Annotated in this window: 15 protein-coding genes; 9 read left to right on the top strand and 6 right to left on the bottom strand. The window is 71.5% G+C overall.

Features of this window, described 5'->3' with window-relative positions; all coding sequences use genetic code 11:
- Positions 1-121: 121 nt before the first annotated feature.
- From ACVGV2_RS13600 to ACVGV2_RS13590, 3 genes are all read right to left on the bottom strand, one after another.
- Positions 122-1,783 carry a flavin monoamine oxidase family protein gene (locus ACVGV2_RS13600; protein WP_459165989.1) on the bottom strand — a complete coding sequence of 554 codons (1,662 nt, stop codon included), beginning with the start codon at positions 1,781-1,783 and terminating at the stop codon, positions 122-124.
- 71 nt (positions 1,784-1,854) lie between these two features.
- The gene (locus tag ACVGV2_RS13595; RefSeq protein ID WP_459165988.1) at positions 1,855-2,556 is read right to left on the bottom strand and encodes a nitrilase-related carbon-nitrogen hydrolase; all 702 of its coding nucleotides are present in this window, start codon (positions 2,554-2,556) and stop codon (positions 1,855-1,857) included.
- Positions 2,557-2,603: 47 nt separating this feature from the next.
- On the bottom strand, positions 2,604-2,906 hold the full coding sequence (locus ACVGV2_RS13590; RefSeq protein WP_459162736.1) for an amino acid permease: 303 nt from the start codon (positions 2,904-2,906) through the stop codon (positions 2,604-2,606).
- A gap of 185 nt (positions 2,907-3,091) precedes the next feature.
- Between ACVGV2_RS13590 and ACVGV2_RS13585 the strand changes: the two genes are divergently transcribed.
- The gene (locus ACVGV2_RS13585) at positions 3,092-3,727 is read left to right on the top strand and encodes a TetR/AcrR family transcriptional regulator (RefSeq protein WP_459162735.1); all 636 of its coding nucleotides are present in this window, start codon (positions 3,092-3,094) and stop codon (positions 3,725-3,727) included.
- A 146-nt stretch (positions 3,728-3,873) separates the two neighbouring features.
- Positions 3,874-4,608 (top strand): Imm1 family immunity protein, encoded by a 735-nt coding sequence (locus tag ACVGV2_RS13580; RefSeq protein ID WP_459162734.1) that lies wholly within the window; start codon positions 3,874-3,876, stop codon positions 4,606-4,608.
- A gap of 36 nt (positions 4,609-4,644) precedes the next feature.
- Here ACVGV2_RS13580 and ACVGV2_RS13575 read toward each other — a convergent pair whose 3' ends face one another.
- A complete protein-coding gene (locus tag ACVGV2_RS13575) occupies positions 4,645-5,271 on the bottom strand; it encodes a nucleoside/nucleotide kinase family protein (RefSeq protein WP_459162733.1) in 627 nt (208 codons plus the stop codon).
- A gap of 419 nt (positions 5,272-5,690) precedes the next feature.
- Between ACVGV2_RS13575 and ACVGV2_RS13570 the strand changes: the two genes are divergently transcribed.
- The 4 genes from ACVGV2_RS13570 (at position 5,691) to ACVGV2_RS13555 (ending at position 9,298) form a co-directional block, all read left to right on the top strand.
- Complete coding sequence (locus ACVGV2_RS13570) at positions 5,691-6,257, top strand: DUF3090 domain-containing protein (RefSeq protein ID WP_459162732.1); 567 nt, start codon at positions 5,691-5,693, stop codon at positions 6,255-6,257.
- Positions 6,257-7,057, top strand: a complete 801-nt coding sequence (locus tag ACVGV2_RS13565; RefSeq protein ID WP_459165987.1) for an SCO1664 family protein — start codon at positions 6,257-6,259, stop codon at positions 7,055-7,057. The genes ACVGV2_RS13570 and ACVGV2_RS13565 overlap by 1 nt, the downstream gene beginning before the upstream one ends.
- Before the next feature lie 248 nt (positions 7,058-7,305).
- On the top strand, positions 7,306-8,199 hold the full coding sequence (locus tag ACVGV2_RS13560; RefSeq protein WP_459162731.1) for an MBL fold metallo-hydrolase: 894 nt from the start codon (positions 7,306-7,308) through the stop codon (positions 8,197-8,199).
- Between the two features lie 214 nt (positions 8,200-8,413).
- A complete protein-coding gene (locus ACVGV2_RS13555) occupies positions 8,414-9,298 on the top strand; it encodes an SDR family oxidoreductase (RefSeq protein ID WP_459162730.1) in 885 nt (294 codons plus the stop codon).
- 14 nt (positions 9,299-9,312) lie between these two features.
- Here ACVGV2_RS13555 and ACVGV2_RS13550 read toward each other — a convergent pair whose 3' ends face one another.
- Complete coding sequence (locus tag ACVGV2_RS13550; RefSeq protein ID WP_459162729.1) at positions 9,313-10,545, bottom strand: serine hydrolase domain-containing protein; 1,233 nt, start codon at positions 10,543-10,545, stop codon at positions 9,313-9,315.
- Positions 10,546-10,808: 263 nt separating this feature from the next.
- On the opposite strand from ACVGV2_RS13550, the gene mshC reads away from it, so the two are divergent.
- Positions 10,809-12,047, top strand: coding sequence for a cysteine--1-D-myo-inosityl 2-amino-2-deoxy-alpha-D-glucopyranoside ligase (gene mshC, locus ACVGV2_RS13545; RefSeq protein WP_459162728.1), 1,239 nt, complete (start codon positions 10,809-10,811; stop codon positions 12,045-12,047).
- Positions 12,048-12,615: 568 nt separating this feature from the next.
- On the opposite strand, the gene ACVGV2_RS13540 is transcribed toward mshC, so the two are convergent.
- A complete protein-coding gene (locus ACVGV2_RS13540) occupies positions 12,616-13,527 on the bottom strand; it encodes a PAC2 family protein (protein ID WP_459162727.1) in 912 nt (303 codons plus the stop codon).
- A 715-nt stretch (positions 13,528-14,242) separates the two neighbouring features.
- Between ACVGV2_RS13540 and ACVGV2_RS13535 the strand changes: the two genes are divergently transcribed.
- Both ACVGV2_RS13535 and ACVGV2_RS13530 read left to right on the top strand, forming a co-directional pair.
- Positions 14,243-14,983 (top strand): phosphosulfolactate synthase, encoded by a 741-nt coding sequence (locus ACVGV2_RS13535; protein ID WP_459162726.1) that lies wholly within the window; start codon positions 14,243-14,245, stop codon positions 14,981-14,983.
- Between the two features lie 14 nt (positions 14,984-14,997).
- Positions 14,998-15,399 (top strand): VOC family protein, encoded by a 402-nt coding sequence (locus ACVGV2_RS13530; protein WP_459162725.1) that lies wholly within the window; start codon positions 14,998-15,000, stop codon positions 15,397-15,399.
- Positions 15,400-15,404: the final 5 nt, after the last annotated feature.

The raw sequence follows: 15,404 nt of genomic DNA, 5'->3' as shown, positions 1-15,404 counted from the left end.
CGGCGCCACCCGCGCCCGGGCGTCCTACGGTTGCTTCATCTGCGGTGCAACCACTCGTTCCGTCGCCGCCCGAGCAACGCGCGCCGCGGGTGCTTTCCCGTTTGCCCGGGGGAATGGCGGGTCAGAGTTCTGCGGGGTTCGCGGGCGGCAGCGCATCCGGCAGTTCCACCGGTGCGAGGCGTGCGAACTCGTCACCGGGACCGGGATTGGTGCCGTCCGTGCCGCCGCCGAAGTGGTGCAGCACGCCCCACACCGCGTTCAGCGCGGTGTGCACGGCGCCTTCGGCCCAGCCCGCCGTCCAGGACACGTCGTCGCCGGCGAGGAAGAATCCGCGGTGGTGCTCGGCGAGGTCGTCCTGCGCGAAGTGCGTGAACAGGCGCCGCTGATACCGGTAGTGCCCGGGCAGGTTCGCCTTGAACGCGCCCGTGAAGTAGGGCTCGTCCTCCCACGAGACGGTCACCGGATCGCCGATGATGTGCTCGCGGATGTCGACCTCCGGATAGATCTCCCCCAGGGAGCCGAGCATGATCGACATCCGCTCCGCCGCCGGCAGCGGCAGCCACTTCAACGAGTCGTCGCACCAGGTGTACGACAGGCACAGCGCAGCGGGCCGGTCCGCGCCGAAGTCCAGGGGATAGGTGCTGCGCGTCATGCGGTCGGTGAGCGTGGTGCTGAGCACGTCGCGTCCGGTGCGCGGATCCGCGTCCTTCCAGAAGGGACGGTCGACCGGGACGAACGTCTTCGACGACTCCATGTAGTGGGTCCGCTCGATCGCCGTCCACTGCTGCATGGGCAGCAGCGACTCGTCGCAGGCGATCTTGTTCAGCAGCATCCAGCTCTGCCCGGTGAACACGGCGGCGTCAAAGTGCGCCGTTTCCCCCGAGGTGTCGGTGACGGCGATGGGGCCGGCCCCCTGCCGGCGCAGTTCCGTGACCGCGGGGCGCGGAACTCCGCCGTGCAGCGAGCGCAGGCTCGTTCCGCGTTGCCAGTGCACCGGCTTGTCCGGCTCGTGCCGCCACAGCCGCTGCGGCAGCTGCTGGCACCCGCCGATGATGCTCAGGTGGTCCTCGTCCGCACCGGTGTAGACCACGCGCAGGATTTCCAGCATCGAGTTCGGGAAGTCGGTGTCCCAGCCGCCGGTGCCGAAACCGACCTGGCCGAAGATTTCGCGGTGCGTGAACGAGGCGAACTCCGGTGAGGTGCTGAGGAAGCCGTAGAAGGACTGGTCGTCCAGCTCGACCACGAGGCGGTTCCAGAGCTCCTTGATCCGCGCGGTGTCCCGTCTGCGGATCGCGTCCTGCACCTCGGCCAGCTGGGCGCGGTCGCGCAGGGTGCGCTCCCACGCGCGGGAGACCTCGGAGAACACCGCCGGCAGGTCCTCCAGGGTGCGGGCGTAGTGCGAGTGTCCTTTGAGGTCGATCACCGTGCTGCGGGCGCCGGGGCTCAACGGGTTCGGGAACGGTGCGGTTTCCAGGCCGACCTCGTCGATGTAGTGGAACAGCGCCGTGGCCGAGGCCGGAAAGCGCATCGCCCCCATTTCGGCGACCACGTCCTCCGGGCAGCCGGGCAGTGCAACGCTGCGCATGCGTCCGCCGATCTCGTCGGCTTCGTACACGACCGGTTGCAGCCCGGTTCTCATGAGTTCGTAGGCGGTGATGATGCCGGACAGGCCGCCGCCGATCACGGCGACCTCGGTGCCGTGGCGCTCGGCGGGCACGGATCCCAAACCCGCCGGGTGCGCCAGGTAGTCGTCGTAGGGGAAGGGGAAGTCGGGGCACAGCATCGTGATCGGTTCCTGCGCGCCGGGCGCAGCGGGACTGGAGTACACGCTCGCAATCTCCTGGTGTTGCGGGGTCACGGGCGGGGCGCCGGCGCCACACCCACGTAGTGGTGCGGCTGCCGGTCGGCGAGGTGCGTGTTGTTCGCGCGGGCTGCGGTCAGCGCGGCCGGGTCGACCTCGGCGGTGAGCAGCTGCGGTTCGGCGCCGGCGCGGACCACCTCGGCGCCTTCGGGCGAGACCAGCACGCTGCGCCCGCAGTAGGTGCTCGCGTTCTCCCCGCCGCACCGGTTCACGTAGGCGAGGTAGAGCTGGCTTTCGAAAGCGCGTGCGGGAACGACGGTTTCGGCGACGAACTCGTGTGGGCGGGCGAGGGCGGTGGGAACGACGAGCAGTTCGGTGCCGGCGAGCGCGTGGGCGCGCACCATCTCGGGGAACTCCACGTCGTAGCAGATCAGCAGTCCGATTCGGACTCCGCGCAGATCGGCCTGCACCAGCGCAGTGGTTCCCGGTGCGAACCAGGTGCGCTCGAACTGCCCGAAGAGGTGGGTCTTGCGGTAGTGGGCCACTTCGTGACCGCCTTCGTCGACGATCCGGACCGCGTTGTACACCTGCTCCCCGTCCCGCTCGGGATAGCCGTAGGCGATGGCGGTACCGCGTTCCGCCGCCACCAGCGCACCGAGCGCCAGCACCGCCGACCGCAGCGCTCCCGCACCCGTGGGGCTCGCCAGCACCTGGCTGAGCACCGCCTCGCCGCCGGCGAAGTCGGTCCACGGCACGGCACCGACCGCGGCGAGCCCGGCGAGGCAGTACAGCGCGGTGACGATCACCAGCGACAGGGTGATCGCGCGCGGGGCAGGTCGCGCTCGGCGTTGCGGGCTTCCTCGCCCGCCGTGGAGGCGGCGTCGAAACCGATGCAGGAGAAGAACAGCGTCGCCCCCGCCGCGCTCACCCCGGACAGGCCCAGTGGTGCGAAGGGCGCGTAGTTCTGCGCGCGCACCGCGAGGAAGGCCACGCCGCAGAACACCAGCAGCGTGGCCACTTTGACCACGACCATGACGGCGTTCACCCGTGCGCTCTCCCGCGCGCCGCCGAGCAGCAGGAACATGGCCAGCAGCACCACGGCCACGGCCGGGATGTTGAAGATCCCGCCTTCCCCCCGGGGGCTGGCTGAACGCGTCGGGGATGACGGTGCCGGTGGCGATGTGCAGCAGCGGCCCGCCCCGGTCGACGAGATCCCAGTGCGCCGAGCTGCGCGGCATCCGGGATATCCTCGCGCGGGGAGAAGTCGATCAGCTCCGGCCGGGGGTATCCATGTCGCACCGAGGCAACCGCAGAGCAGCGCTCGCCGAAGCCGCGATCGCGGTGCTCGCCCGCGACGGTGGCCGGGGACTGACCCACCGGGCGGTCGACCGTGAAGCGGGCTTTCCCGAAGGCACCGCCAAGAACTACTACGTCGCGCGCAGCGCGCTGCTGCGCGCCGTGGCGGAGCACGTCGCCGCCGAGCACGCGGCGGCGATGCGGCAGCTGCGGGAGACCGCGCCGGCCGGACTCGCGCCCGACGACATCACCGCCCTGTACGCCTCGATGCTGCGGCGCATGACCACCGGTGCGCGCAGCCGGTTCCTCGCGCTGTTCGAACTGCACCTCGAAGCCGTGCGCGACGCGGACGTCAGCGCCGCCCTCGGCGACATGGCCGAGGCCAACGCGGACACCGCGGTGGCCCTGCACGCCGAGGTGGACCAGCAGTTCAGCCGCCCAGCAGCGGCCCTGCTGGATGCGGGCATGCTGGGGGTGGCCCTGTCCGCGCTGAGCCTGCCGCGCAAGACGCTGCAGCGCAGCGGGCTCGACGATGCGGACCTGCTCGCTCGGGCGCTGCTGACCGCATCGCGCAACCTGCCGCCGAGCGCCACCTCGATCATGGGGCTGGTCGACGGACGAGCCAGTTGAGCGGTGGCGGTTCGGGGTGATCAGGCGACGCGCGGTAACCTGCGCCCGGCTGGTGTCGCGGACGCAGCCTCATTACCGCGTGTGGCCAGCGATACTCGGACGCGCTGGGGAAGGGCCGCCACCGACCGGGAGTGATTGCGGAGAACATGTCGAATCCGTCAGCAGACAACGAGTTCGCCAACGACAACCCCGCAGGCGGGTCGGACGCCCCGGCCGTGGTGTTCGCGCGGCTCGCCGACGTTCCGCTTGACGCGGTGGACAAGTTGATCGAGACGACGCAGGCCGTCTACGACGACCTGAACAAGGTCATGGGTCACCCGTACTGGGGTCATCTCGTCTTCCACCAGGGCGCAGCGCTGCGCGCGATGCACGAGGCGCGGGACTCGCTGCTCGGGCTGCGGGCCGAAGCCACCGGTGCCCGCAACACCGAACTGGACGTGACGGTCACGACCGCGGTCGTCGACGGCGGGCGGCACTACGCGCACACCTCGGCCGACAAGGCCTCCCTGGTCGACCAGGTGCTCAGCACTCCGGGACCGCGGGCGCGGCACCTGTACGTGTGGGACCGGCCGTACGAGGACGAGGACGGCCCGGCACCGGGCGTGCAGCTCCGCGTGGTCGTGGACACCGATGCGGAGGTCGGTGCGCTCAACTACACCGAGGAGCTCGAGGACGGCGAGCTGGCTTCCTGGCAGCCGCAGAACGCGCAACCCGTGGCCGAGGCGCCGCGGCTGCACTTCGACGCGGGCAGCGCGTTGCAGTTCCCCCGCGACGCGGTGCTGCCGTTGCGGCAGCTGCGCAGCGCCCTCGACGAGTTCGTCCGCACCGGGCAGCGGCCCGAGGCGCTCCCGTGGCAGACCGCACGGTGGGGCGATTTCTGAGGTTGCGGGGCGCCCCGGTGGTATCGGCCCGGTGGTTCAAAGCGCGTCGATGACGGCGGGGCGCTCGCTGCGGTCCACGCGCACCGCCACGTCGACGCAGCGTTCCGGCAGCACCTCGGCCCCGTAGCGGTGCAGTGCGGGCAGGGTCCACTGCTCGTCGTCCGGCACCCGCTTGGGCAAGGCCGCGTCCGGTACTCCCAGGTGCACCGCGAAGTCGAACGGCAGTCCGGCGCCGAGCAGCAGCGGCCCGTCCACCAGGACCACGCCGCGCGGCGGCAGCGGAACCCGCGCCATCCGGGGTGAGCGGTCGCGCTCGGCGTCCCACAGCGCCGGTAGCACCGTGCCGCGACCGCCCTCGGCTGCCGGATCGAGCACCTCCCGCTGCAGTCCGGCGAGGTCGAACCAGCCGCTGTAGTACGACTCCGGGTCCTGCTGCCCGAACTCCAGTCGCAGCGACGCGGAGCGCAGGTAGTCGCGCATCCGCACGCGCACGGTCTCCCGTCCGCGCGTGCGCAGCGGCGCGACCAGCTCATCGGCCAGTTCGCCGGTGCCGAGGCCGGAAGCACCGTCGACGGCCACCCGCAGCCGCGTGCCGCCCGCCGCGTCGATCCGGTCGGCCAGTTCGGTCAGCAGGTCCTGCCGGGCAAGCGAGCGCACGCGCATGCCCCGGTTCTACCGCGCGCGAGCTGCGGCACCGACCGCGGGCCGGTATCAGCGCAGCGCGGGCCCGGTCAGCCGCAACTGGTGCTGCTCGGCGTCGAGTTCGGTCACCGCCCCAGCGGTACCGTGAGCTGCCCGGCGCAGCGGCCGGATCCCGCTTCCCGCAGCACCGCGCGCACGTCCGGGGCGCACCAGGCCGCTGCAGGTCCGCGACCCGCCGGGCACCGGTCCCGGTCAAGTGCTCCAGCCGGGGGCACCGCGCGCACGTGTTCGCGTACGGCGAAACCACCTGCATCCTGCCATCGGCGCAGCGCACCGGCGGCGAGCGGCAACACGCCCGGGCACGGGCCCGCGCCCGCGGGCCGTGCAACCGGGCCCGGGCGCACACGCCGAGGCCGGCGTGGCTTAGTGTCGACGGTGCCATGGCTCGTGTCATCCACGTCTTCCGTCAACCCGACCGCTTCGTCTCCGGAACCGTCGGGGAACCTGGGGATCGCACCTTCTACCTCCAGGCGACCGAGAGTCTGCGCACCGTCAGCGTCCAGCTGGAGAAGCAGCAGGTCTCCGTGCTCGCGGAACGCATCAGCGCGTTGCTCGACGAGGTGCAGCGGCGGTTCGAACTCGAACTCCCCTCGGACACTCCCGAGGAAGTGCTCGACAGCGAACCGTTGGAGGTGCCGGTGGAGGAGGAGTTCCGCGTCGGCACGATGGGCCTGGGCTGGGACGCCGAGACGGAGGCCGTCGTCGTGGAGGTCCTCGCGATGACCGAGGAGGAGATCGACGAGTCCATCGTCCTCGACGACACCGAGGAAGGTCCCGACGCGCTGCGCGTGTTCCTCAGCCCGGTGTACGCCCGCGCGTTCGCCGAACGCGCCGAGCGGATCATCAACGCCGGACGCAAGCCCTGCCCGCTCTGCAACGAGCCGCTGGACGCGGAGGGACACATCTGCCCGCGGCAGAACGGTTACCGGCGCAGCGAAGAGGTGTGATCGGCGTGCTGCACACCGACGAGCACGCCCGCGAACTGCTCAGCCGGGGGCGGCTCGACGTGCGCGGCCGCCTCGTCGCCGCCTCCAACGCCACGATGCTGTGCGGCGTGGAATCCGGGGGTGCCCGCGCCGAGTGCGTCTACAAACCGGTGCGCGGGGAACGCCCCCTGTGGGACTTCCCGAACGGCACGCTGGCCGGTCGCGAAGTGGCAGCGGCGCTCGTCTCCGATGCGCTCGGGTGGCACCTGACCCCGCCCACGCTGCTGCGGGACGGCCCGTTCGGGCCCGGCATGGTGCAGCTGTGGATCGACGACCACGGCGATGCCGACCTCGTCGACGTGTTCCGCTCCGAGGAGGTCCCCGCGGGTTGGCGGGTGGTGCTGCACGCCGAGGACGAGGAGGGCGAACCCGTCGCTCTCGCCCACGCCGATGACGAACGCCTGCAGCGCATGGCCGTGTTCGACGCTGTCATCAACAACTCCGACCGCAAGGCCGGGCACGTCCTGCAGACCACTGAAGGTCGCGTGCTCGGCGTGGACCACGGCGTGAGCCTGCACACCGAGGACAAGCTCCGCACCGTCCTGTGGGGCTGGACCGGTGAACCCCTGCCGGCGTGGGCCGTCGAGCGGCTCCGCGAGCTGCGCGGCCTGCTCGACGGGTCGTTGGCCGCGCAGTTGGCCGAGCACATCGACGCCGCGGAGATCCGGGCGACGGCCGAACGCGTGGACCGGCTGCTGCAGACCGGCGCCTTCCCGGAACCGTCGGACTCCTGGCCCCCGATCCCCTGGCCGCCGTTCTGATCCGACCGGTGTTCTGGTTCAACAGCGTTCTGGGGCTGGTGCCCCGGGGGTGGCCCCGGCCGGGTACGCGCCGGTCCGTCTCCTCCGCGGAACCCCGGTGGCGTCCGCGGCTCCTCCGGTCGTAGGACCCGCAGGCCGCCGAGCTCGCCGCATCCGGCTGCAACGGGCAGGCTGCCGGTGTGCACTCCCAGCAGCGACGGTTCCCGCTACGGCCGCAGCGCGGTTCCTACGCGGATCGTCTCGCGGACGTGCCTCCCGGGTGGTTCGACGTGCTGCGGTTCGCCTGGACCGCGGACGAACGCGCCGGGCAGGAGCCCGCCGACGACATCCCCGTGCACCGCGGCGAACTCGCTCCCGTCGGCGAGGACGACATCGCCCTGACCTGGGTCGGCCACGCCACCTACCTCGTCCGGATGCAGGGCGCCGCCGTGCTCACCGACCCGGTGTGGTCGACGAAGATCCGCGGCGTGCCGCAACGGCTGACCCCGCCGGGTGTCGAGTTCGGCGACCTGCCGCCGATCGCTGCGGTGCTCATCTCGCACAACCACTACGACCACCTGGACGCGCCGACGCTGCAGCGGTTCCCGCGCAACACGCCGATGCTCGTGCCCGCCGGTCTCGCCCGGTGGTTCGAACGCCGCGGATTCACCTACGCCGTCGAACTGGACTGGTGGGAGTCCGTCCGCATCTCCGGTCTGCGGTTCACCTTCGTCCCCGCACGGCACTGGAGCCGCCGCATGCCGTGGGACACCGGCGACAGCCTCTGGGGCGGCTGGGTCATCACCGGCAGCCGCAGCCGCGTGCTGCACGCGGGCGACACCGGGTACGGACGGCACTTCGCCGAGATCGGTCGGTGGTACTCCGGCATCGACGCGGTCATGGTGCCCATCGGCGGTTACGAACCGCGGCGGGACCTGCGGGAGATGCACATGAGCCCGGAGGAGGCGGTGCACGCCGTGCGCGACCTCGGCGCGCGCTACGGGGCGAGCATGCACTGGGGCACGTTCCCGCTCAGCCGCGAGCCCGCGGTCGAACCGCTGCAGCGGTTCCGCGCCTACTGGTCGCGGCTCGGCCTCGACGAGCAGCGCAGGTGGGACCTGGCGGTGGGGGAGACGCGGGTGGTTCCGCGGCGGCGCAGGTGAAGTCCTCCCCGTTCGGGAGTCCGCCGCTTGCCTGGCGAACCGGTGCGGCCGAGCAAGCGGCCGCCAATCCGCACGTCCGCTTACTCGGGCCGTGCGCGCACGCGGGGTCGTGCGATGCGGGCACGTGGAGCTGCGCGGTGCGCACGCTGCGGGATTCGCCTGCGCACGCGGTCGATCTGGGGCAGCGTGCTCTCCGCCTGCTCGGGGAAAACCCGTGGGCGGGTGGGTGAAACTGGTGGGCGTGGTCGAACAACCCGCACGCGATCCGCATCCGCTGCGCGGCCGGACGGCCGTGGTCACCGGAGTGAGCCGGCGCGCCGGTATCGGCTTCGCCCTCGCCCGGCGGCTGGCCGCCTGCGGTGCCTCGCTGCTGCTGCAGCACCACCAGCCGCACGACGCCGAGCAGCCGTGGGGAGCCGACGACCTCGACTCCGTGCTCGGTGGCGTGCGCGAGTGCCTGTCCGGCGACGCCCGGCTGACGGCAGTGGCCGCGGACCTGGCCGAGCCGGACGCGCCGCGGCACGTGCTGGACGCGGCGGTGCGTGCGCACGGCCACGTCGACGTCCTCGTGTGCAACCACGCGCGCAGCGGCTCCGACGGCGCCCTGGGCGAGCTCGACGCGACCGTGCTCGACGGCCACTGGGCGGTGAACACCCGCTCGTCGATCCTGCTTGCCCAGGAGTTCGCCGCCCGCCACGACGGACGGGCCGGCGGGCGGGTGGTGCTGATGACCTCCGGCCAGCAGCAGGGACCGATGCCGGGCGAGGTGGCCTACGCCGCGTCGAAAGGTGCGCTGGCGGAGATCACGCTGACGCTGGCGGACCAGCTGGCCGAGGCCGGCATCACCCTCAACGCGGTCAATCCCGGCCCGGTCGACACCGGTTACCTCGACGCGGACACGTGGCAGCAGGTCGCGCCCATGTTCCCGTTCGGCCGTTTCGGCGAACCGGACGATCCGGCGCGGCTGATCGCGTGGCTGGTGACCGACGAGGCGCGCTGGATCACCGGCCAGGTGCTCAACACCGAAGGCGGCTTCGGCCGCTGGCGGCCCCGCGGCGACCGACCGCAGCCGGGGGCCGGTAACTCGGCCGAGCGCTGACCCGCGGAGGCACCTCAGTCCACCAGCGCCTGGCGGACGAGCTGGTGCAACTGCGAGCGCAGCGGGTGCGCACCGGAGGGCAGCAGCTGCGTGAGGAACACGACGGTGATCTCCTCGGCCGGGTCGACCCAGAAGGCCGTGCTCGCCGCCCCGCCCCAGGCGTACTCGCCGGCCGAGCAGGGCACCTTGCCCGCCACCGGGTCCTCGACCACCGAGAACCCCAGGCCGAACCCGGTGCCGGCGTTGCTCGCCTCGGAGAAGGACCCCATCGCCAGTGATTCGAGCGTGGCCCCGCCGGGCAGGTGGTTGCGCGTCATGTACCGCACCGTCCGGCTGCCGAGCAGCCGCACCCCGTCCAGCTCGCCGCCGCGCAGCAGCATCTGCGTGAACCGGTGGTAGTCGTGCGCCGAGGAGATCAGGCCTCCGCCGCCGGAGAGCATCTTGGGCTGCTCCAGCGACAGCTCGTGCGCGCGCTGCGCCCGCGGGTGCGGCTTCGCGCGCTTGGCCTCGTCGGCGACGTGGAGCGTGGCCAGGCGCTGCTCGTCGGCCGGGGCGGCGCTGAACCCGGTGTCGTGCATGCCCAGCGGTTCGAAGATCCGCTCCCGGAAGAACGCGTCCAGCGGCTGCCCGGAGGCGACCTCGACCAGCCGCCCCAGCACGTCCGTGGCCAGCGAGTAGTTCCACCCCGAGCCCGGGTCGAACAGCAGCGGCAGACCGCCCCACACGTCGCAGCACTCGGCCAGGTCCAGCCCCTTGGCCATCCGCTCGTCGAAGCCGGCCGCGCGGTACATCGCGTCCACCGGGTGGCGGTGGTGGAAACCGTAGGTCAGCCCGGCGGTGTGGGTGAGCAGGTGCCAGATGCGGATCGGTTCGGTGGCCGGCCGGGTCTGCGGCGCGTCGGGCGTGCCGCCGAGGTACACCCGCGGTTCGGCGAACGCGGGCAGGAACCGGCTGATCGGGTCGGTCAGTTCGAACACGCCCTGCTCGTGCAGCATCATCGCCGCCACCGAGGTGATCGGTTTGCTCATCGAGTAGATGCGGAACAGCGTGTCGGGACGCACCGGTGTGTCCGTGCCCAGGTCCTGCCATCCCCGGGTGGACAGGTGGGCGATCTTGCCGCGGCGCGTGACGAGCGCGAGCCAGCCGGGCAGCAGCCCGTCGTCGACGTAGCGGGCGAAGTGCTCGTCGAGCCGGCGCAGCCGCGCCGCGTCGAAACCGACCTCGCCGGGGGATACCTCGATGTCCATGCCGTCACCTCAGTCGCCGTTGCACTCGCTGCCGCCGGTAGGCAGCTCCCCGATCTTTCTACCGCCCGCCGGGTCCTTGCCGAAACCGCTGCAACCCTCGCGCAGCGGGGGGACCGCCGCCGCCAGGGAGGGACGTTTCTCGAGAAAAGTTCTCGACATTTCTCGAGAAATGTCCGCAACCGACGCCGTGCGGTCGGGCCGGTGCGGTCGGTGGGGCGGATGGCAGCGGCGCGTCCTGCGGCGCGGCGGCTAGGGTCGAAGGCATGCAACCCTGGTCGTCGGTTCCCGTGCCCCAGGTGCCGGGCACGCCTCGTCCGCTGCAGTTGTACGACACGTCCTCCGGAGCCGTGCACCGCACCGACCCCGGTCACGTGGCGCGGATGTACGTCTGCGGCATCACCCCCTATGACGCGACCCACCTCGGGCACGCCGCCACCTACCTGGCGTTCGACCTCGTGCACCGGATCTGGCTGGACAACGGCCACCGCGTGCACTACGTGCAGAACGTCACCGACATCGACGATCCGCTGCTGGAACGGGCCGCGCACGACAACGAGGACTGGGTCGTGCTCGGCATGCGCGAAACCGCCCTGTTCCGCGAGGACATGGCGGCGCTGCGCGTGCTGCCCCCGACCGACTTCATCGGCGCGGTGGAGGCCATGCAGGAGATCACCGAGGCGGTGGGCAAGCTGCTCGCCTCGGGCGCGGCCTACCGGGTGGACGATCCCGAGCACCCGGACATCTACTTCCGCCACCAGGCCACCGGCCGGTTCGGCTACGCCTCCGGCTACGACGAGCAGACCATGAACGAGTACTTCGCCGAACGCGGCGGAGACCCCGAACGCCCCGGCAAGGAGCACCCGCTGGACGCCCTGCTGTGGCGCGCCGAGCGCGAGGGCGAGCCCTCGTGGGACTCGGAACTCGGCCCCGGACGTCCCGGCTGGCACCTGGAGTGCTCGGTGATCGCGCTGAACCGGCTCGGCCTCGGCTTCGACGTGCAGGGCGGCGGATCGGACCTGATCTTCCCGCACCACGAGTTCAGCGCCGCGCACGCCGAGGCCATCTGCGGCGAGTTCCCGTTCGCCAAGCACTACGCGCACGCGGGGATGCTGGGACTCGACGGGTCGAAGATGTCGAAGTCGCAGGGCAACCTGGTCTTCGTGTCCCGGCTGCGCGGGGACCGGGTGGAGCCGATGGCGATCCGGATGAGCCTGCTCGACGGGCACTACCGCGCGGACCGGTCGTGGACGGCCGACGTGCTCACCACCGGAACCGCCCGGTTGGCGCGCTGGCGGCAGGCCGTGTCCGCCGCGAGCGGTCCGCCGGCCGAACCCGTGCTGGACCGGCTGCGCGAGCGCCTCTCGGACGATCTGGACACCCGGGGGGCCCTGGCCGTGGTCGACGAGTGGGCCGATCAGGCGCTGGCGGGGCGCGGCGAGGACTCCGAATCCCCTGCACTGCTGCGCACGGCCGTGGACGCGCTGCTGGGCGTGCGCCTTTGATCGGTGCCGGTGGTCGTAGGTGCACTGATCGTCCTCTCCGCGCCGCGGAGACGACGCGGGCGACACCGAACCACCGAGGTGCTGAGTGAACACGACGCGGCGGGCGAGTCCTGCGGCCCGGGAGGTGCTGCGCGCCCGGTACGTGCCCAGGCTGCTGTCGGCTTTCGCGCTGGTGGCGGGCACGACTACCGGAGGACGCGACCACCGGGGCGCACGCCTGGGTGATCACGTCGTTCGGCGTGGGCAACGCCGCGGGCTCGGCCTCGGCCGGCGTCGTGCTCGACTTCGCCGCGGCAGCGCCCGCGCTCGTCCTCGGCGTGCTGACGGCGGGCGGCCGCGCTCGTGATGCCCGCGCGGCTGCGAGCTCGCGCGGACCCGGCGCGTACTCCGGCGCAGCAGGAGGTCCTCGCCCGTCCCCGGGGCGCGGAGGAACGAGGCGGGGGAGAACGAGGCGGCAGACGCAACGGTGCCCGCGAGCCGACAGCTCGCGGGCACCGTTGCGCGTGGGGCCGCGCAAGACCCGGCCGGAGGCGTGCAACACCCGGCCGGGGGCGCTGTCGCCGGGGCCTCAGCCCGGCCCGGGGCCGGTGGGGCCCTTGCCGGGACCGCCGGGGCCGCGGCGGCGCAGGTAGCGCTCGAACTCGGCGGCGATCGCGTCGCCGCTGGTCTCGGTGAGCTTCACCTCGGCGTCACCGCGTTCCTCCAGGGCGCGGACGTAGTTGCGCACGTCCTCGTCCTCCTCGGCCATCTCGCTGACCGTCTGCTCCCACTCGTCGGCCTGGTCGGGGAGGTTGCCGAGCGGGACCTCCACGTCCAGCGCCTCTTCGACGCGGTGCAGCAGCGCCAGCGTGGCCTTCGGCGAGGGCGGCTGCGAGACGTAGTGCGGTACGGCCGCCCAGAAGGAGACGGCGGGGATGCCGACCTGCACGCACGCGTCTTGGAAGATGCCGAGGATGCCCGTGGGGCCTTCGTAGCGCGAGCGCTCCAGGTCGAAGCGGCTGGCGGATTCGGCGTCGTAGGCCGCGCCGGTCACCGGCACCGGGCGGGTGTGCGGTGCGTCGGCCAGCAGCGCGCCGAGGGTGACCACGGTGCGAGCGCCCACTCGCTCCATGAGGTCCACGAGCTCCGCGCAGAAGGCGCGCCAGCGCATGTTCGGTTCGATCCCGTGCACCAGCACCACGTCGCGCTCGCTGCTCGGCGGGCGGCACACGGTCAACCGCGTCGTGGGCCAGGTGACCTCCCTGGTGATGCCGTCGACGAGCTTCACCGTGGGACGGCTGACCTGGAAGTCGTAGTAGGGGTCCGGGTCGATCTCGCTCAGCGATGTCGCGTCCCAGATGAGCTGAAGGTGCTCGATCGCGGAGCTGGCCGCGTCGCCCGCGTCGTTCCAGCCCTCGAAGGCGCAGACGACGATGGGATCGGTGAGCTCGGAGAGCTCGGCGCGCTGTTGGTCCGTGGAGGATAGGTCGCGATCGGTCACGGCGCCAGCCTACGACGTCACCCCCGGGGGATGCCTAATTCCTCGGGTTGGGCGCTGTGCACAGCGCAGTCGCTGCCGGGGTGCGGCGTGTGCGCTGCGTCGTTCCGACGTGCCACCGCCCGGTGCGGGGGTGCGGCGGCGTGTTGCTGCCCCCGGCGGGCGGCGGGGCCGGAGGGTGTCCGCTCTGGGCGAACGGTGGCGTGCGCGCACGTGCGCAATCCTGTGGATGGCTGGTGCGTTCGGCGGCCTCGCGGGTCGGCGTGCGCAGGCGTGCGCGGCCCGTGCGTGCGGCGGTGCCTGCGGGGGCGCTCGCGGCCGCGGTTACGGCGAGGGGTATCCCGGCGCCGGTGGGTGCGTTCCGCGAGCGGACAAATACGCATCGCGCCGATCAGCGGGAAAGCGGTGCAACGGACGCGTCGGTGCGTTTCCGGTCGGAAAATTCTCGGGGAGCACTCGCGCATCCCGCAATGAGGTGCGTCTGCTTTGCCTGGTTGATCTCCGTTTTCTCCTGATGGTGCGCAATGCGCCAATTCTGCTGGCATCCACCCGTTGGGAATGCGCGGCGGGGCCTGGTAGGTTTCATATCGTGCAATCACGGATCGGCAAACACCTTCGCGTGCGCCCGCAATTGTCCGCTTTCCGGGAGGCCGCGCTCCAGTGCACCTAGGAGGCCATGTTGCAAGCTGTTTCTGCGCCGCACCAACATTCCATCCCGTTGCCGGCGCGGGACACCAAGCCGCGTGCCCGCGGCTTGACGATGGTCATCGACAGCGGGTTGGCAACGAGCCACTTCCGTGACATCATGGCCAGCTTCGGCGAATTGATCGATCTCGTCAAATTCGGCTGGGGGACGTGCCTGGCCACCCCGGGCATCGAGGAGAAAGTCGCGGCCGCGGCGGACAACGGGGTTGATTTCTTCTTCGGCGGTACGCTGTTCGAGAAGTTCCTGCAGCGGGACCGCGTCGATGAATGGTACAAACTGTGCTTTGACAGCGGTGCGGGCACGGTGGAGATCTCGAACGGGAGCGTGGAACTCACCAACGCGGAGAAAGCCCGGTACGTCAGGCGCTTCTCCGAGGAATTCCGCGTTCTTTCCGAGGTCGGTTTCAAGGACCCGGCCCGCTCGCAGCAGCTGTCGGCGCAGGAGTGGGTCGACAGCATCCGCCGCGACCTGGACGCCGGGGCCAGCCGCGTCATCACCGAGGCGCGGGAGAGCGGTTTGAGCGGCATCTGCAGCGCCGGGGGTGACCTCCGGCACGAGCTGATCGACGAGATCGCCGAAGCGGACATCGAGCTGAACAGCCTCGTCTTCGAGGCGCCCACCAAGCAGTTGCAGACGTATTTCCTGGGGCAGCTGGGGCCGCAGACGAACCTCGGCAACATCCGTCCGGACGACGTGGTCGGTGTGGAGACCTTGCGCCTGGGGCTGCGCGCCGACACGTTCAACGATTTCTGAGGAGCCCGCACACCATGCGCGACATGCACGACGCGTTCCACCTCGCGATCCCGACGCACGATCTGGACGCGGCGCAGGAGTTCTACGTGACCGGGCTGGGCTGCAAGCTCGCCCGCCGCTACGACGACCGGATCACGCTGGACTTCTTCGGTGACCAGGTCGTGTGCCACCTCTCGGACAACATCGGCACCGATCCGCCGCAGCTGTACCCGCGGCACTTCGGCGTCACCTTCCGCAACCGCGAGGACTTCGACCGGCTGGTGAACCTGGCGCAGACGCGCGGGCTGGAGTTCTTCGTGAAGCCGAGCAGCCGCTTCGAGGGGTCCGTGGAGGAGCACCTGACCGTGGTGCTCAAGGACCCGTCCAACAACCTGCTCGAGTTCAAGCACTACTACGACCCGCGGATGATGTACTGACGGCG

The sequence above is a fragment of the Bounagaea algeriensis genome, assembly GCF_054491375.1.
This window is presented reverse-complemented; position numbering and strand designations above follow the sequence as displayed.